Here is a 16,749-nt window from a genome sequence, read left to right on the forward strand (position 1 = left end):
AGAAGTTGCTCCGACGGGTGCTCTTAGCTGGGAAAATGCTGTCCTATCCCGTCTTGTGGGGGATGCCAACGGACAGGCCACCGTCGATGACCAGGTCGGCGCCGGTCATATACGAGGACTCGTCGGAGGCCAGGAAAACCACCGCGGTGGACACCTCCGCCGATTTGGCGCCCCGGCCCAGCGGAATCTGCAGGGAATCGTCGGGGATCGCGATGGTCATCCGGGTGCGGATCAGTCCGGGCAACACACTGTTGATCCGGATGTTGTGCGGTGCCAATTCCACGGCGGCGGCCTTGGCCAGCCCGCGCACGCCCCACTTGGAGGCGACGTAGCCGTATAGGCCGGCGGTGCCACGCATCCCTTCGACGGAGGAGATGTTGATGATGGAGCCGCCGCCGGCGGCCTTCATCGGGGCAACGGCGGCGTGCATGCCCAGCATGGTTCCGGTCAGGTTGACATCGAGAACCTGCTGCCAGGCGGCCACGTCGAAGTTCTCCAGGGTGTTGTACTTGGCGATCCCGGCGTTGTTCACCAGCACGTTGAGGCTGCCGAAAGCATCGACCGCGGTCGCCACGGCCGCTTGCCATTGGTCGGCCTGGGTGACGTCGAGTCGGACGAACCGGGCGGTGTCGGGCCCCAGCTCGTCGGCGAGTTTGCTGCCCTCGTCTTCCAGGACGTCGGCGATCACGATCTTGGCGCCCTCGGCGGCCAGCGCCCGGGTGTGTGCCGCGCCCATGCCCCGCGCGCCGCCGCTGATCAGCGCAACTTTGCCTTCGACTCGTCCCATGGCTGGCGAGGTTACCTGGGCGGGCTCGTGGGCCGTTACGCTGCCCTGATGGCATCCCCTGGCTCTGGGACCCGCATCGAGCGAACCTTTGACGGCGTGCGGGCGGTACCGATCGTCTACGACACCTGGACGCCGGATGTGCCGCCGCGCGCCGTGGTGGTGCTGTCCCACGGCTTCGGCGAGCATGCCCGTCGCTACGACCATGTCGCGAAGCGGTTCGCTGCGGCGGGGTTCGTGACCTATGCGCTGGACCACCGCGGACACGGGCGCTCGGGCGGCAAGCGAGTGCTGTGCCGCAACATCGCGGAATACACCGGTGACTTCCACACGCTGGGCGGGATCGCTGCCCGCGAACACCCCGGACTGCCGCGCGTGGTGCTCGGGCACAGCATGGGCGGGGCGATCGTGTTCAGCTACGGCGTCGACCGCCCCGACGACTACCAGCTGATGGTGCTGTCCGGACCCGCGGTGGCCATGACCGACACGGTGTCGCCGGGATTGGCGTTTGTCGCCAAAGCGGTGGGGGCTATCGCGCCGAGCCTGCCGGTGGAGAAGCTCGACAGTGCTCTGGTCTCGCGCGACCCGGCGGTGGTGGTCGCCTACAACGAGGATCCGCTGGTGCACCACGGCCGGGTGCCGGCCGGGGTGGCGCGCGCGCTGATCAAGGTCGGCGAGACCATGCCGACGCGGGCGCAGGCGCTCACGGTGCCGCTGCTGGTGGTCCACGGCGCCGACGACGGTCTGGTGCCCGCCGAAGGCAGCAGGCGGCTGGTGGAGTGCGTCGGCTCGAACGACGTGCGGCTGACCGTGTATCCGGGGCTTTACCACGAGGTATTCAACGAGCCGGAGCGTGCGCAGGTGCTCGACGACGTGGTGGGTTGGATCGACGCGCATCTGTGAGTTGCTGTCGGCGCGGTGTCGCCGCTGTCGGTTAGCGTGGCGGCCATGAGCACCGACGACAAGATGTTGGCGCGGATCGCCGCACTGTTGCGCCAGGCCGAGGGCACCGACAACGCCCACGAAGCCGATGCGTTCATGGCGGCGGCGCAGCGGCTGGCCACCGCGACCTCTATCGACCTGGCGGTGGCTCGCGCGCACTCCGCCACCCGAACAGCGGCCACCGCGCCGGTGCAGCGCACCATCACCATCGGTGAGCCCGGCGCCCGGGGGTTGCGCACCTATGTGCAGCTGTTCGTGGGGATCGCCGCCGCCAACGACGTGCGCTGCGACGTGGCGACCAACTCGACCTATGTCTACGCCTACGGCTTCGCCGAGGACATCGACGCCACCCACGCGCTCTACGCCAGCCTGGTCGTCCAGATGGTCCGGGCGTCGGACGCCTATATCGCCACCGGCGCGCACCGGCCCACCCCGACCATCACCGCTCGACTGAACTTCCACCTGGCATTCGGTGCTCGGGTCGGCCAGCGGCTGGCCGAGGCCCGCGACGAGACCCGACGCGACGCCGAGAAGGATCGGAGCCGGCCACCTGGCACCGCGATTGCGTTGCGCAACAAAGAGGTCGAGCTGCGCGACTTCTACCGCGGTACCTCCAAGGCGCGGGGCACCTGGCGGGCCACCCGGGCGTCGGCGGGATACTCGTCCGCGGCACGACGGGCCGGGGATCGGGCCGGGCGCAACGCCCGGCTGGGCGAGAGTGCTGAGCTGTCGGTGGCGCGGTCCGCGCTGGAGCGGTGAGCGCTGGAACATTGAGTGAAGGCGCTTCCGGGCGCGACGGTCAGCGCGCCAAGGTTTACGCCGCGGAGGTCTTCGTCCGCACCCTGTTCGACCGCGCTGCCGAGAGCGGCAGGCGCAGCGTGGAGTTCTTCGGCGCCGAGCTGACGTTGCCGCCCGAGGCCCGTTTCGGTTCGGCGGCCGCCGTCGGGCGCTATGTCGATGACGTCATGGCGCTCTCGCCGGTGCGCGCTCGGTGGCCGGATGCTTCTATGTTGACGGTGCGTGCGCGCCGTGGGACTACGGCCGCGCATTACGAGAAGCTCGGTGCGGCGGGCGTTATCGCCGTACCGGATCAGCGCGGGGTGGACTGGGCGTTGCGAGAACTGGTGGTGCTGCATGAGATTGCGCACCATCTGTGTGAGGCTCGACCGCCGCACGGCCCGGAATTCGTCGCGACGTTCTGTGAGCTGACCGAAATGGTGATGGGGCCGGAGTTGGGATATGTGCTGCGGGTGGTGTTCGCCAAGGAGGGCGTGCGGTGACGTGCGCTCCGGCGCAGCGTGGGTCATTATCTGACGATGGCGGGTAGCGCGGGTGCGCCGTGAGTCGTCCGAGCCTGCGGTATTTGGGGCTCGGCGACCTGGTAGCTGCGGCGGGCGGTGACCCCTGGGCCGTTGATGACGGCGTGCAGGCCGGAAGTCCCACCCAGATCAACTTCCTGGCGCAGGCGTTTCATTCGGCGGCCGGCTCGTCCACCGCGGCCGAGGAGACCTTCCGCACCGCTCGACAGCACTTCGAGCAGTACAACCGCGAGAACGGTGAGCAGCCGATCAACAATGGCGCCGAAGTGCAACTGGTCAAAGAAGGCCTGCACGCCACCAACCAACAACTCGGCCAGATCGCGGCCGACTTGGAGACCATCGCCGCCGCCCTAGCCCAGGCCCGGCAGAGTTGCAGCGAGCAGATCGAAGCGCTCAATGCCAACCTGCGGGGCTACGACGAGTTTCTGGCTGACTACAACACCCACTACCTGGCTTACCAACTACACGGTGACGACGTCGACGCCCTGATCGAAAAGTGTTGGGAAGGTTCGATATCCGACACACGGACCGTACTGTCCAACGTCACGCTGATTCGCGGTGCCTATTCCAAGACGTTGCAGGCGGCGCTGACGAATCTGCGGGTCAAGGATGGCTACGAGCCCGATGCCGTGGTGCACGGGTTCGAGGCCGGCGACGCGCCGGCACCGGTGAACCCCGGCGATGTGGAGAGTTTCAAGGTCTTAGCCCGGGAGGTCCTGGCCAACGACGGTGTTGCGCCGGATCAGATCGAAGCGCGCATCAACGCCGCGGTGCTCCAGGCCCAGCAGCCGCTACCGCGCTACGTTGCCCCCGAATCGCAGCGGCGGGTGCCGTTAGGTTTCGGCGACGCATTCGGGGACCGTTGGCGCGTCACCGAAGATGCCGTCAAGAACCTGCTCGGGCAGGGCGGCCCGGGCGCCCCCGGCGTCCTGGAATCTTGGGGCGGCCTGGCCAAAGGGCTTGGCGACACCTTCATCAACCCGGTCGGCGTGGGTGTCGCCCAAGTCAAGGACGCCCTGAACGCGCCCAGCCCCGCCTACTTTCTGGGCGAGAAGGCTTTCGACATCGGCTCCGCCGCCGTCACGCTTCCCTTTGGCGCGGAGGGGGCATCGATCCGGGCGGGGCTCGGTGAGATGGGCCGCGGGGTACTCGACGCGGGCCCGGTGGTTTCGTCGTACGCAGAAGTCGGATTCGATGTGCCCGCCACCTACCACCCGTGGGCGGAACAGTCCGCCATGGATCTCAACTACGCGAGTAGGCACGGAGGGCCGACGGCAGGTTTGAGCGAGGAAGTCGCTGACATGTCCACCCATTACGTTGGCGACAACCCGGATCGGGTTGTCCTGGGTAAGTTCGCCTTCCAGGAGGGTGGCTACATCGGCGAGGCCAGAGGGCACGGTGGCATCTACTTCGATACCGGTGACCGAACCTGGGATGCACTAACCCACGGACTTGGCGAAACGCAGCAGCGAGGCCCGGCGTGGCAAGTAAACGAACAGTTTCTCCGCGCTCAGATGGAAGAGGGAGTGCCGCGGATTGAATACGTAATTCCGGAGGGCTGCACAAGCGTTGAGCAACTGGCAGCGGAGGACAGGTTGTCGTACTCCGCTGCTGAGATAAATTTTCTGAAGGAAAACGCCGCTCAATATGGCTATCGACAATACGGCAATGTGTGGTTGTACGGAGGAGATGGCTGACCATGAAGCCAATGGAGCTGGACCAATACTTGGGCCGCACACTTTCCGGCGTGGGTTTAGAGATGGACGAAGTGCAGGACGCCCTTACATATGATAATCGTAGAGCATGGGCGATTTTCTACCGAGGCTCTGACTGCAAATTGCAGCTTTATTGGTCTGCGCGAAATGGTGGCTTCAACTTCATGCTAGCGCCGCTCGATGCGCCGAATGAGTTCGGTTTATCCAACCAATCGAGGGCATGGCAAGCCATGCTACGTCTCAGCGATGCGCACGATCAGTTGAAGACCCCCGGAATGAGTGCTGGAGATAACGAGATTATGACGTGGTTGAAGGATATTTTTGAAATACACTTTGGGTCGGCGCGTGCAGCCTTATTGGCAGAAGAGCGTCCTCGCTAGCCTCTGCGCGGTCCCTCGCAAGGCCGCCTGACTGTTGGTATGTCGTGGTATGTCGGGCAACGCGCCGTCGACGATTTCTGTCGAGAAGACGCGCGTTCCTGGCTAGCTAGGTATTCGGTCTTTCACTGGGCGCACCAAGGGTGTCAGGGCAAAGTTTCTCCTGTGCCGCCTGAGCAATCTCCCAATAAAAATGCGGAAAAGCGTTGAGGATCGGGCTAAGAGACGGCCTCGGTTCCATCTGCTCAAGGGTCATGCCCTCTCTGAGGCCACGACAAGTCCCCAATCCTCCAGCAAGAGTGCTGTTGTCATCCGCACGCCCAAGGAAGCCGTACTGACTTGGAACGCCAAGCTCGTGAGCCCGGTCGAGGAATGATTGGTTACGGTCGAGGAGTGATTGGTCATCAGCACTGGCAATCGGTGCCGCTGCGATGCTTGCCGCAAGAGCGGCGATGAGTAGTTTCATCCCGACGTCTCGTTTTCTTGTGGTCCTGGTTTGAGGATGTGGCGCGTTGGCGGGTTCACCCATGGGTTTCGCTCATGATAGCGTCCGGCAGAGTGGCGGACTTCGGATCTGGCTAAGGTCAGTGGGTGACGAATTCCTTCCCAGTGCTCGAAGCCGAAGGGCCGGAGGCGTATCTGGGAGATGACGAATTCATCCAGTGCAAAGAGCCGGCTGTCCGGAACCTTGCTCGGGAATTGCGGCAGTCTGCGGTCGATGATGTGTTGTTCGCCGAGGCCGCTTTCGAGTGGGTGCGAGACGTGGTCGCGCACTCCTATGACGTCGCAGATCCCCGAGTGACACTGACCGCCAGCGAGGTTCTCGAATATCGCGTCGGACTCTGCTACGACAAATCACACTTGCTGGCGGCACTGCTTACGTCAGAAGGCATCCCTACCGGCCTCTGTTACCAGCGCCTTGTGCACGGCGACGGGCCTCCACGGACTCGTTGCGGTCAATCTCGACGGAGCCTGGCACCGCCAGGACGCCCGTGGCAACAAGGCGGGCGTGGACGCGCAGTTCTCGCTCGGCGCGGAAAGGCTCGCGTGGCCGGTCGACGCGCCCCTCGGCGAGATCGACTACCCGCAGATCTTTGCCTCCCCCGCGAAGCGCGTCGTTGACACGCTGCGCGATGCGCCTGACGTCCTTGCGCTCTGCTTGCCGACGGCACTTGGTGCCGAAGCCTGCTAAACAGCCCCCGGCTGGTGTAGACCAAGAACAGGCGTTCGGTGACGCACAACGGTCGAGGTTGTGCGTCACCGGCGCTGCTCGTCAGCTCTTGACGGGTACCAGCTCGTCGCCGCAGGTGCAGCGGTAGGCCTGCCCCGAGCCAGAGCAGTGGCACGCCGTCTCGATGCGGACGCGGCAGCCGCAGCCCTCGTGGCCGCAGGTCAGCAGGGTCCCGTCTTCGTAGTTCGCCATGTCTCACACCTTCCTCTGTGATCCCCGGCGGGCGCCGGGGTGCCCCGACTATATACCCCATAGGGGTATGGGGTAAAGAATAATCGGGAGCCGGAACCGCGATCGGGGGCTAGCCTGGGTGAAGTGACTGAAAAGCCCACGCACCGTGATGTTGATGCCCTGCTGGACAACCTGTTCGCCGGAGAAGACCCGGCACTGACGGCGGCGCTGGTCGCCAGCGATGAGGCCGGACTTCCGCCCATCGCGGTCTCGGTACAACAAGGCAAGTTCCTGAACCTACTGGCGACCGCAGCCCGCGCCACCCGCATCCTGGAGATCGGCACGCTGGGCGGCTACAGCACCATCTGGTTAGCGCGCGCCGTCGGACCGGCTGGCTCGGTGGTGACGCTGGAGTACGAGCCCAGGCATGCCGAGGTCGCCCGCGGCAATCTGGACCGTGCCGGCGTTGGTGATCGGGTGCAGATTCTGGTGGGCGCCGCATTGGACACCCTGCCGACTCTGGCCGGCGAGCCGTTCGATCTGGTGTTCATCGACGCCGACAAGGAGAACAACGTCGGCTACCTGAATTGGGCCGTGCAGCTATGCCGTCCCGGCTCGGTGATCGTGGTGGACAACGTGATCCGCGAGGGTGCGATCCTGGACCCGCGCTCCGACGACGCGACGGCGCGTGGCAGCCGGGATGTGTTGGAGCTGATGGGCACACACCCGCGGCTGCGGTCCGCCGCCCTGCAGACTGTCGGGTCCAAGGGCTGGGACGGCTTCGCCTTAGCCGTCGTCGACTAGCCGTGGTCGGGCGCTGTTCGGCGGCGAACTTTTCGTTGCTGGCAAACAGTGGCCGGGCGTAACCTTTCATCAGATGGATGGGTGCAGCTGGCACCAAACCGCCTGTTGCATAACAGAAAGGTTACGAAATGAGTACAGTCCATTCATCAATCGAACACCACCCTGATCTGTTAGCTCTGCGGGCACGGTACGAGCGCGCCGCCGAGTCGATGACGGCTCAGGGAACCTTCGGATTGACGCTGCTGACGGCCGTCTACGGGGCGGTGTCTCCGTGGATTGTCGGATTCGAGACGACCACCAGGTTGACCATCACGAACCTGGTCGTCGGGCTCTGCGTCGCCTTCCTGGCGTGCGGGATGGCGGCGGCGCTCGATCGCATGCACGGGCTCGCGTGGACCCTGCCAGTCTTCGGGGTGTGGTTCATCGCGTCGCCCTGGATTCTCATGCACGGAACGCCGAGCACCGAGATGATCTGGTCCAACGTGATCACCGGTGCGCTGTTGACGATCCTGGGCCTCAATGCCGCGTACTTCGGTATGCGGGCGCGCAGCGAGTCAGCCCGGCACGCCTGACGAACCCATCGCGAATAGTCCCCCGCAGGCGGGTGGGCCCCAATGACCGTCGACGGCTAGCCGCAGACGGCGCCGTTGGCCGCGGAGCCCACCAGCTTGCGGTACTTAGCGAGCACGCCGGTGGTGTAACGCGGCGGCGGCGGAGTGAAACCCTCAGCGCGGGCGGCGAATTCATCGGGATCCGCCACCACGTCCAGGGTCGCGTTCGCCACGTCGAGGCGGATCTTGTCGCCGTCGCGCAGGAACGCCACCGGTCCGCCGTCCACCGCCTCGGGGGCGATGTGGCCGACGCACAGGCCGGTGGTGCCGCCGGAGAACCGACCGTCGGTCAGCAGCAGGACGTCCTTACCGAGACCGGCGCCCTTGATGGCCCCGGTGATCGCCAGCATCTCCCGCATCCCGGGCCCGCCCTTGGGGCCCTCGTAGCGGATCACCACGGCGTCGCCGGCACTGATCGTGCCGTCTTCCAGCGCATCCAGCGCCGCCCGCTCGCCATCGAAAACCCGTGCGGTCCCTTCGAACACGTCGGTGTCGAAGCCCGCGGACTTGACCACCGCGCCCTCCGGCGCCAGCGAGCCGCGCAGAATGGTGATACCGCCGGTCGGGTGGATCGGGTTGGTCAACGCGTGTAGCACCTTGCCGTCGACGACCGGGGGATTGAGCTCGGCGATGTTCTCCGCCATCGTCTTTCCAGTGACGGTCATGCAGTCGCCGTGCAGCAGACCGGCTTCCAGCAGGGTCTTCAACATGACCGGCACCCCACCGATCTTGTCGATGTCGTACATGACGTGCGCCCCGAACGGCTTGACGTCGGCCAGGTGCGGCACCTTGGCGCCCACCCGAGAGAAGTCGGCCAGGGTCAGGTCCACCTCGGCCTCGCGGGCGATCGCCAGCAGGTGCAGCACCGCGTTGGTCGATCCGCCGAACGCCATCACCACCGCGATCGCGTTCTCGAACGCCTCTTTGGTCAAGATGTCGCGGGCCGTGATGCCACGGCGCAGCAGCTCCACCACGGCCTGGCCGCTGGCTCGGGCGTAGCCGTCGCGGCGCCGGTCGATCGCCGGCGGGGACGCGCTGCCGGGCAGCGACATGCCCAGCGCCTCGGCCGCACTGGCCATGGTGTTGGCGGTGTACATGCCGCCGCAGGCGCCCTCGCCGGGACAGATCGAGCGCTCGATGACGTCGACGTCCTCTTGGGACATCAGCCCGCGCGAACAGGCGCCGACCGCCTCGAACGCGTCGATGATCGTCACCTCGCGCTCGGTGCCGTCGGACAATTTTGCGTAGCCCGGCATGGTCGAGCCCGCGTAGAGGAAGACCGAGGCCAGGTTCAAGCGTGCCGCGGCCATCAACATCCCCGGCAGCGACTTGTCGCAACCGGCCAGCAACACCGAGCCGTCCAACCGTTCGGCGCACATCACGGTCTCAACGCTGTCGGCGATGACCTCGCGCGAGACCAGTGAGAAGTGCATGCCCTCATGGCCCATCGAGATGCCGTCGGAGACCGAGATGGTGCCGAATTCCAGCGGGTAACCGCTGGCCTCCAAGACGCCCTCTTTGGCGGCCTTGGCCAACCGATCCAGCGACAGGTTGCAGGGCGTGATCTCGTTCCACGACGAGGCCACACCGATCTGGGGCTTGGCGAAGTCGTCGTCGCCCATGCCGACGGCACGCAACATGCCGCGGGCGGCCGTCTTCTCCAGGCCGTCGGTGACGTCACGACTGCGCGGTTTGATGTCGACGGACGCCCCGGCGGCGTTGCTGCTCCCAGAATTCACCAGCTCAGTATGCCGGTAGGGCTGGACCGGGCAAAACGAATAAAATACCCCAAGGGGGTATGCGCTAAAGTGGGCGCATGAGATCGGTTCTTACCGTCGTCGTCGCGGCCATTGTCAGCATGGCCACCGGCGGTTGTCACCATGCGCCCAATTCGGCGCCCGAAGCGTCGTCAAGTGCGGCAGGTATGGCCTCCGGCAGCCCCGCCGACGTGAGGTTTCTGGAAGACATGGTGATCCATCACCAGCAGTCCCTGGAGCTGGCGGCCATGGTGTACAGCCAGAGCGGCGACCCGGCGCTGGTCGCGTTCGCCGATCAGAGCGCAACCCAGCAACGCACCGAACTGCAGGGTTGTCAGGCGCAGCTGTTGCAGTGGGAGGTCCCCGCCGGGCGCTCCGAGCAGGCCCGGGCCGCTGACATTCCCGGCATGGTGGACAAGGCCGTCATCGACAAGCTGCGCGGTCTGCGCGGACCGGCATTCGACACCCTGTGGCTGCAAACCATGATCGCCCACCAGCGTGGCGCGATCACGCTGGCGCAGAACCAGATTCAACATGGCGAGAGTCCCGAGGCGATCAGTATCGCGCAATCACTCCTGCCGTTTCAGCAAGCCGAGATCAACCAGATGAACCAACTGTTGGGGGCGCCATGACCACCGATGCTCCGGGATACTCCCCGCGCAAAGACAACTACGCCAAGCGGATGCGCCGCATCGAGGGCCAGGTGCGTGGCATTGCCAAGATGATCGAAGAGGACAAGTACTGCATTGACGTCCTCACCCAGATCAGTGCGGTGAACAGTGCGCTGCGGTCCGTAGCGCTGAACCTGGTGGATGAACACCTGGTGCACTGCGTCAGCGGGGCTGTCGCAACCGGTGGCCCGGAGGCCGACGCGAAACTCGCCGAAGCCTCGGCAGCGATTGCGCGGTTAGTTCGTTCCTGACCCTCGCGCCGTTACCATGTGAGCCAGCAGTTACCGGGAGCGCCATGCGCCACACACCACTCGACGCTGCCCCCAACACATGACTGTTGAAACCGGAAATGCCCGATTGAGGCCGTGGACGCCACAGACCACGGCGCGGTTGGCGATTCTGTCCGCCGCGGCTTTCATCTACGCCACCGCCGAGATCCTGCCGGTCGGTGCGCTGCCTGCGATCTCGGCCGGTCTGGACGTCAGCGAGGCGCTGGTCGGGACGTTGCTGGCCTGGTACGCCGTGGTGGCAGCGGCGACGACGCTTCCGCTGGTGCGCTGGACCGCATTCTGGCCGCGCCGCCGGGTGCTGCTGCTCACCCTGGTCTGCCTGACCGCTTCCCAGGTGATCTCGGCGCTCGCGCCGAACTTCGCCGTGCTGGCCGGCGGCCGGGCGCTGTGCGCCGTCACGCACGGCCTGATGTGGTCGGTGTTGGCGCCCATCGCCACCCGACTGGTGCCACCCAGCCATTCGGGCCGCGCGACGACAGCGATCTATGTCGGCACCAGCCTCGCGCTGGTGGTCGGCATCCCGCTGACCTCGGCGATGAGCCTGCTGTGGGGATGGCGGCTGGCCGTAGTGGTGATCACGGTGGCGGCCGCGGCCATCACCTTGGCAGCCCGCTTCGCGCTGCCGGCCCTGGTGCTCAGCACCGACCAGCTGGCGCTGGTCGGCAACCATCACCACCGCAACGGGCGCCTGGTGGCGGTGAGCACGCTGATGTTGATCGCTGTCACCGGGCACTTCATCTCCTACACCTTCATCGCGGTGATCATCGGTGACGTGGTCGGTGTGCCGGGGGCCCGCCTGGCCTGGTTGCTCGCGGCATTCGGTGCGGCCGGGTTGATCGCGATGCCGCTGCTGGCCCGACCAGTCGACCATCGACCCAAACTGGTCACCGGCGGCTGCATGGCCGCAATGTCGGCGGCCTTCGTGGTCCTGGCGGCGCTGTCCCTCGGTGGGCATCACACCACCGGTACGACGGCGGTGGGGGCGGCCGCGATCGTGCTGTGGGGTGCGATGGCGATGGCGGTGTCGCCGATGCTGCAGTCGGCGGCGATGCGCACCGCGCCCGACGACCCCGACGGTGCGTCGGGGTTGTACGTGACGGCGTTTCAGGTCGGTATCACCGGTGGCTCGCTGGCCGGCGGGCTGCTGTTCGAGCGGGCCGGGACCTCGGCCATGTTGGCAGCCTCAGCACTGCTGGTCGGCGTCGCCGCGGTCGGTATCGCGGCCAGCAAGCGCCTGTTCGTCGTTCCCTGACGTTCCTGGAGCGGTAACGTTCGCCACTCCGCCGGCAATTAAATCGCCTGGTCAAAGGGGGCGTCTTTCGCATCTCGCGCCGCATCTCGCCCACTTCGAGAGTTAGCTGGCAACCATCCTGTGAGACACTGGGATCAAGATCGTGACCGGAGGTAGGTAGATGTCGGGATGGAAGCTCGCGCAGTTCGGCGCGTGGCTCAGCGCGGCTGGTTTGGCCGCGAGTCTCACGCTCGGTTGTGGATCAGCCCTGGCTGATCCGCCGCAGCAGCCCGGCGACCCGGCCGCAGCGGACGCCGGCCCGGCCGACCCGGCCGCGCCGCCACCCCCGCCGGAGTTCCCCCAGTTCCCGCCGCCTCCGCCGGAGCTGCCCCCTCCGCCGCCCCCGCCGGGCGAGCCGCCGGCGTTCCCGCCACCGCCCGAGCTCGCACCCGGGTTACCCGCCGCGCCCGAGGGCGTCCCCCCGGGTCCGGACCCGCAGGCAGTTCCGGCCGGCTCGGCAGACCCGGCAGTCCCGGGGCAGCCCGGTGCGGTGCCGGCCGCCGCCTCCGGACCGGTCGTGGGACAGAACCCGGAGCCGTTCACTGGGACGGCGCCGTTCCTGCCGCCGTCATTTAACCCCGTCAATGGCTCGATGGTGGGTGTCGCCAAGCCGATCATCATCGACTTCCAGCGGCCGATCGCCGACAAGGCAATGGCCGAGCAGGCGATCCACATCTCGTCGAACCCGCCGGTGTCCGGCAAGTTCTACTGGATGACGCCCAGCCAGGTGCGGTGGCGTCCGCTGAACTTCTGGCCCGCCCACACCGTCGTCAACATCGACGCGGGCGGCACCAAGTCAAGCTTCCGCACCGGGGACTCCCTGGTGGCCACCGCCGATGACAAGACGCACCAGATGACGATCACCCGTGACGGCAAGGTGGAGAAGACCTTCCCGATGTCGATGGGGATGAGCGCTGGTGGGCACGAGACCCCCAACGGCACCTACTACGTGCTGGAGAAGTTCCCCACGGTAGTGATGGACTCCTCCACCTACGGCGTGCCGGTGAACTCCAGTTGGGGATACAAGCTCACCGTGCAGGATGCGGTCCGGATCGACAACAGCGGCGGCTTCGTGCACAGCGCGCCGTGGTCAGTGGCCGATCAGGGCAAGCGCAACGTCAGCCACGGCTGCATCAACCTCAGCCCGGCCAACGCCAAGTGGTTCTACGACAACTTCGGCAGCGGCGATCCGGTCGTGGTGAAGAACTCCGTCGGTAGCTACACCAAGAACGACGGTTCCCAAGACTGGCAGATGTAGGGCGCGCGCCCTCAGCTGCGCGCGCTAGGGCACCTGGCGGTGCTCAGTTCCAGATCTGGACCCGGGATGCGGGCTCGAGGTAGAGCGCGTCGTCTGGCGTGACGCCGAAGGCGTCGTAGTAGGCGTCCATGTTGCGGATCACTCCGTTGCAGCGGAACTCCGGCGGAGAATGCGGATCCACCGCCAGGCGCCGGATCGCCTCGGCGTCACGGGATTTCGTGCGCCACACCTGCGCCCAGCCGAAGAAAACGCGCTGGGTGCCGGTCAAGCCGTCGATCACCGGAGCCTCGGTGCCGGCCAGTGACAGCTGGTAGGCGAGCAGAGCAATGGAAAGCCCGCCCAGATCACCGATGTTCTCCCCGACGGTGAACGCGCCATTCACGTGTCGGTCGCCGTCCAGTTCACGCGGCACATAGTTCTCGTACTGGGCGATCAACGCGCGTGTGCGGGAACCGAATTCGGCGCGGTCGGCGTCGGTCCACCAATCGACCAGGTTGCCGTCACCGTCGTACTTGGCGCCCTGGTCGTCGAAACCGTGCCCGATCTCGTGGCCGATCACCGCGCCGATACCGCCGTAGTTGGCCGCGTCGTCGGCGTCGGCGTCGAAGAACGGCGGTTGCAGGATCGCGGCGGGGAAGACGATCTCGTTCATTCCCGGGTTGTAATAGGCGTTCACGGTCTGCGGTGTCATGAACCATTCGTCGCGGTCCACCGGCTGGCCCAACTTAGCCAGTTCGCGGTCGTAGTTGACCGCGTAGCCGCGCAGGTAGTTGCCGTAGAGGTCGGCTGGGTCGGTGACCAGCGCGGAGTAGTCCCGCCACTTTGCGGGATAGCCGACCTTGGCGGTGAACTTGTCCAGTTTGGCCAGCGCTCGCTCGCGTGTTTCCGGGGTCATCCAGTCCAGGTTGGTGATGCTTACCCGGTAGGCCTCGCGCAGATTTCCTACCAGCTCGTCGATGCGTGCCTTGGCGTCCGGCGGGAAATGCTTTGCCACATAAAGTTTTCCGACGGCATCGCCCATCAGGGACTCCACCACGGACACGCCACGCTTCCAGCGGTCCCGGATCTGCTCGGTGCCCGACAGTCGGCGTCCGTAGAACTCGAAGTCCTCGGCGACCAGTTCTTCGGTCAGCAGCCCGGCGCGCGCATGAATGACCCGCCACCGTGCCCAGTCCTGCCAGTCGGCGAAGTCCGCGCTCTCCCACAATGCGGCGAACGCCGCCAGGAAATCGGGTTGCCGCACGACCAGCTCGTCGGCAGCCGCGACTGCGACGCCGAGAGCACCCACCCAGCCGGCCCAGTCGAAGCCAGGCGCCTCGGTCGGCAGCTCGGCGAAGGTGCGCAGGTTGTAGGTCAGCTCGGCGTCGCGGCGCTTCACCACATCCCAGTGCGCGCCCGCCAACCGGGTCTCCAACGCCACGATGCGTGCCGCGGTCGCGGCGTGCTCGTCCGGTTCCCCGCCGTAGACCAGAGCGAACATCGCTGCGATGTGCCGCGGGTAGGCCGCCAGGATCTCGGCGTGCTGCTCCTCGCGGTAGTAGGACTCATCGGGCAGCCCGACGCCCGACTGATTCAGGTGCAGCAGGTAGCGAGTCGAGTCTTTCGAGTCGGTGTCCACGTATAGCCCGACGCCGCCGCCGACCCCGGTGCGCTGGCCGGCGGCCACCGCCCGAGCCAAGGTCTCGCGGTCACCGGCGTTGTCGATCGCGGCCAGCTCCTGGCGCAGCGGCTCCACCCCGCGCTCGCGGACGGTCTGCTCGTCCAAGAAACTGGCGTAGAGGTCGCCGATCCGGCGCTCGTCGGTATCGGCCGCATCCGCACTCGCCGCGGCCGACTCGCCGGCCTCGGTGAGCAGGTCGCGGACCTGGATCTCGGCGCGATCAAACAAAGCGCGAAAGGCTCCGTCGGTGGCACGGTCCGGTGGCATCTCGTAGCCCTCGAGCCATCGGCCGTTGACATGACCGAACAGATCGTCCTGCGGGCGGACAGCACTATCTATATGGGTGAGATCAAGGCCGGAACGGGTGGCTGGTGAGGTCACCGTCCCATCCTTCCACGACGGATGCTGCAGCTCTCCTGTAGCGTCACCGCCATGCCTGACGAGCAGCAACCCGACGACGCCACCGAGGTGGACTCTGAGATCACCGAGCTCGACGACGTCACTGTAGAGAGCACCGAGGACCCGGCCGCTGCAGAGCAGGTCCACGAAAAGGCGCCAGCGAAGGCCGGCAAAAAGAGCACCCACAGCAAGCCGGCAGCGGCGGCCTCGGGCGGTGGCCTCTCCGGCTACGGGTGGGGCTCGGTGGCCCTCGCTCTGGTCGCGGTGGCCGCGGTGATCTTCGGCGGGATCACCTGGCGCATGCACCACAATGACGTCAAGGAGCGCGCACACCGCAGTCAGGTGCTGCAGACCGCGGCCAGCTGGACCAGCGTGCTGATCAACTTGAACGCCGAGAACGTCGAGAAGGGCATGGCGCGGCTGCGCGACAAGACCGTCGGCGAACTCAACAGCGAGTTCGATGCGGCCTTGGCGCCCTACCGTGACGTGGTGCAGCGAATCCAGTCCCGCAGCACCGGCCGGATCGAAGCCGTCGCCATCGAGCTCGAGCACCACGATCTCGACGAGCCGGCCGCGACCGGCAGCGACAAGCCGTCGAACCCCGGCCGTACCGACCCGGTGATGGTGATCGCCACCTCGATCGCCGAGAACGTCGGAGGCAGGCCCCAGACCGTGCACTGGGCATTACACCTCGACGTCACCGACGTCGCCGGCAATCTGATGATCTCCCGATTGAGGTCGATTCGATGAGCAAGCTGGAACTCCTGAAAACGCAATCCCTGTGGCGGATGGTGGCCGTCGACATCGCCGCGCCGCTGGCCGCGGTCGGCGGCCTGCTGCTGGTGGGGCTGACGCTGGACTGGCCGGTCTGGTACGTGTCGCTGTGCTCGGTGCTGATCCTGCTGATCGTCGAGGGCATGGTGGTCAACTTCGTGCTGCTGCGCCGTGACGCGGTCACGGTCGGCACCGACAATGAGCGGCCCGGCCTGCGCTTCGGGGTCGTCGGCCTGGCAACGGCCGCGTTGGTGGCCGCGGCAGTGCTCGGGTACCTGCGCTGGACCGTTCCGGACCGCGACCTGGAGGCCGACTCGGGTGAGGCGGTCAAGACCGCCGTCGCCATGGCCGAAGCTGCGGCCACCGTCTCGCCGGCCAACCCGGACGCATCGATCGAGAAGGCTGCGACCTACATGGTCCCGGACCGGGTCAACGCGTTTCGGGAGAGCATCGGCCGGACCGCCACCGACATGGCCAACCGCAACATCGCGGTCGAGGCGCAGACGCTCAGTGCCGGAGTCGAGGCGCTGGGGCCGTCGGCGGCGCGGGTCGCAGTCGTGATGCGCAGCGTCCAGACGGTGGCGAACCAGCAGGTCAAGCAGTCGGTAGTGCCGGTGCGGGTGACACTGACCAAGCGCGGCGGTCAGTGGCTGGTCCTGGAGATGTCCCCGATCCACGCTCGCTGACGCGAGGGC

General features: G+C 66.4%; 19 protein-coding genes and 1 pseudogene. 15 read left to right on the forward strand and 5 right to left on the reverse strand.

Annotation, left to right across the window (positions count from 1 at the left end; translation table 11 throughout):
* Window positions 1-43 precede the first annotated feature (43 nt).
* Window positions 44-787: a glucose 1-dehydrogenase gene (locus ACKY0X_RS00740; protein ID WP_409427907.1), complete on the reverse strand. Its 744-nt coding sequence runs from the start codon at window positions 785-787 to the stop codon at window positions 44-46.
* Between the two features lie 48 nt (window positions 788-835).
* On the opposite strand from ACKY0X_RS00740, the gene ACKY0X_RS00745 reads away from it, so the two are divergent.
* The 5 genes from ACKY0X_RS00745 to ACKY0X_RS00765 are packed head-to-tail and all read left to right on the forward strand — an operon-like array spanning window position 836 to window position 5,140.
* Window positions 836-1,687, forward strand: a complete 852-nt coding sequence (locus ACKY0X_RS00745) for a lysophospholipase (RefSeq protein ID WP_409427908.1) — start codon at window positions 836-838, stop codon at window positions 1,685-1,687.
* Window positions 1,688-1,732: 45 nt separating this feature from the next.
* The gene (locus ACKY0X_RS00750) at window positions 1,733-2,485 is read left to right on the forward strand and encodes a DUF2786 domain-containing protein (protein ID WP_409427909.1); all 753 of its coding nucleotides are present in this window, start codon (window positions 1,733-1,735) and stop codon (window positions 2,483-2,485) included.
* A gap of 11 nt (window positions 2,486-2,496) precedes the next feature.
* Window positions 2,497-3,006, forward strand: a complete 510-nt coding sequence (locus tag ACKY0X_RS00755) for a TIGR04338 family metallohydrolase (RefSeq protein ID WP_409429760.1) — start codon at window positions 2,497-2,499, stop codon at window positions 3,004-3,006.
* Window positions 3,007-3,065: 59 nt separating this feature from the next.
* Entirely contained in the window at window positions 3,066-4,742 is a 1,677-nt protein-coding gene (locus ACKY0X_RS00760; RefSeq protein WP_409427910.1) for a hypothetical protein, read from the forward strand.
* Window positions 4,743-4,753: 11 nt separating this feature from the next.
* Window positions 4,754-5,140 (forward strand): hypothetical protein, encoded by a 387-nt coding sequence (locus tag ACKY0X_RS00765; RefSeq protein ID WP_409427911.1) that lies wholly within the window; start codon window positions 4,754-4,756, stop codon window positions 5,138-5,140.
* Between the two features lie 106 nt (window positions 5,141-5,246).
* Here ACKY0X_RS00765 and ACKY0X_RS00770 read toward each other — a convergent pair whose 3' ends face one another.
* Window positions 5,247-5,603: a hypothetical protein gene (locus tag ACKY0X_RS00770; RefSeq protein ID WP_409427912.1), complete on the reverse strand. Its 357-nt coding sequence runs from the start codon at window positions 5,601-5,603 to the stop codon at window positions 5,247-5,249.
* 143 nt (window positions 5,604-5,746) lie between these two features.
* Here ACKY0X_RS00770 and ACKY0X_RS00775 point away from each other — a divergent pair.
* Window positions 5,747-6,049: pseudogene (locus tag ACKY0X_RS00775) on the forward strand (transglutaminase-like domain-containing protein); the annotation flags it as partial.
* 97 nt (window positions 6,050-6,146) lie between these two features.
* Window positions 6,147-6,329: a hypothetical protein gene (locus ACKY0X_RS00780; protein WP_409429782.1), complete on the forward strand. Its 183-nt coding sequence runs from the start codon at window positions 6,147-6,149 to the stop codon at window positions 6,327-6,329.
* Between the two features lie 81 nt (window positions 6,330-6,410).
* Here ACKY0X_RS00780 and mymT read toward each other — a convergent pair whose 3' ends face one another.
* The gene (gene mymT / locus ACKY0X_RS00785) at window positions 6,411-6,560 is read right to left on the reverse strand and encodes a metallothionein MymT (RefSeq protein ID WP_081654569.1); all 150 of its coding nucleotides are present in this window, start codon (window positions 6,558-6,560) and stop codon (window positions 6,411-6,413) included.
* 123 nt (window positions 6,561-6,683) lie between these two features.
* Between mymT and ACKY0X_RS00790 the strand changes: the two genes are divergently transcribed.
* Entirely contained in the window at window positions 6,684-7,343 is a 660-nt protein-coding gene (locus ACKY0X_RS00790; RefSeq protein ID WP_409427913.1) for an O-methyltransferase, read from the forward strand.
* Window positions 7,344-7,471: 128 nt separating this feature from the next.
* On the forward strand, window positions 7,472-7,915 hold the full coding sequence (locus ACKY0X_RS00795; RefSeq protein ID WP_409427914.1) for an SPW repeat protein: 444 nt from the start codon (window positions 7,472-7,474) through the stop codon (window positions 7,913-7,915).
* 56 nt (window positions 7,916-7,971) lie between these two features.
* On the opposite strand, the gene ilvD is transcribed toward ACKY0X_RS00795, so the two are convergent.
* Complete coding sequence (gene ilvD / locus ACKY0X_RS00800) at window positions 7,972-9,696, reverse strand: dihydroxy-acid dehydratase (RefSeq protein WP_409429761.1); 1,725 nt, start codon at window positions 9,694-9,696, stop codon at window positions 7,972-7,974.
* Window positions 9,697-9,770: 74 nt separating this feature from the next.
* On the opposite strand from ilvD, the gene ACKY0X_RS00805 reads away from it, so the two are divergent.
* The 4 genes from ACKY0X_RS00805 to ACKY0X_RS00820 all read left to right on the forward strand — a co-directional run bounded on the left by ACKY0X_RS00805 (window position 9,771) and on the right by ACKY0X_RS00820 (window position 13,221).
* Window positions 9,771-10,343, forward strand: coding sequence for a DUF305 domain-containing protein (locus tag ACKY0X_RS00805; protein ID WP_409427915.1), 573 nt, complete (start codon window positions 9,771-9,773; stop codon window positions 10,341-10,343).
* Window positions 10,340-10,633 carry a metal-sensitive transcriptional regulator gene (locus tag ACKY0X_RS00810; protein ID WP_409427916.1) on the forward strand — a complete coding sequence of 98 codons (294 nt, stop codon included), beginning with the start codon at window positions 10,340-10,342 and terminating at the stop codon, window positions 10,631-10,633. Before ACKY0X_RS00805 ends, ACKY0X_RS00810 begins: the two co-directional genes overlap by 4 nt.
* A 79-nt stretch (window positions 10,634-10,712) precedes the next feature.
* Window positions 10,713-11,924 carry an MFS transporter gene (locus tag ACKY0X_RS00815; protein ID WP_409427917.1) on the forward strand — a complete coding sequence of 404 codons (1,212 nt, stop codon included), beginning with the start codon at window positions 10,713-10,715 and terminating at the stop codon, window positions 11,922-11,924.
* Window positions 11,925-12,084: 160 nt separating this feature from the next.
* Window positions 12,085-13,221, forward strand: coding sequence for a L,D-transpeptidase family protein (locus ACKY0X_RS00820; protein ID WP_064888578.1), 1,137 nt, complete (start codon window positions 12,085-12,087; stop codon window positions 13,219-13,221).
* Between the two features lie 43 nt (window positions 13,222-13,264).
* On the opposite strand, the gene ACKY0X_RS00825 is transcribed toward ACKY0X_RS00820, so the two are convergent.
* Window positions 13,265-15,262, reverse strand: coding sequence for a M13 family metallopeptidase (locus ACKY0X_RS00825; RefSeq protein WP_409427918.1), 1,998 nt, complete (start codon window positions 15,260-15,262; stop codon window positions 13,265-13,267).
* A 51-nt stretch (window positions 15,263-15,313) separates the two neighbouring features.
* On the opposite strand from ACKY0X_RS00825, the gene ACKY0X_RS00830 reads away from it, so the two are divergent.
* Complete coding sequence (locus ACKY0X_RS00830) at window positions 15,314-16,030, forward strand: hypothetical protein (RefSeq protein WP_409427919.1); 717 nt, start codon at window positions 15,314-15,316, stop codon at window positions 16,028-16,030.
* Window positions 16,027-16,740 (forward strand): hypothetical protein, encoded by a 714-nt coding sequence (locus ACKY0X_RS00835; protein WP_065041880.1) that lies wholly within the window; start codon window positions 16,027-16,029, stop codon window positions 16,738-16,740. The genes ACKY0X_RS00830 and ACKY0X_RS00835 overlap by 4 nt, the downstream gene beginning before the upstream one ends.
* Window positions 16,741-16,749: the final 9 nt, after the last annotated feature.

The organism is Mycobacterium sp. SMC-11 (genome assembly GCF_046250095.1).
In the GTDB taxonomy this organism is placed as follows: Bacteria; Actinomycetota; Actinomycetes; order Mycobacteriales; family Mycobacteriaceae; genus Mycobacterium; species Mycobacterium heraklionense_A.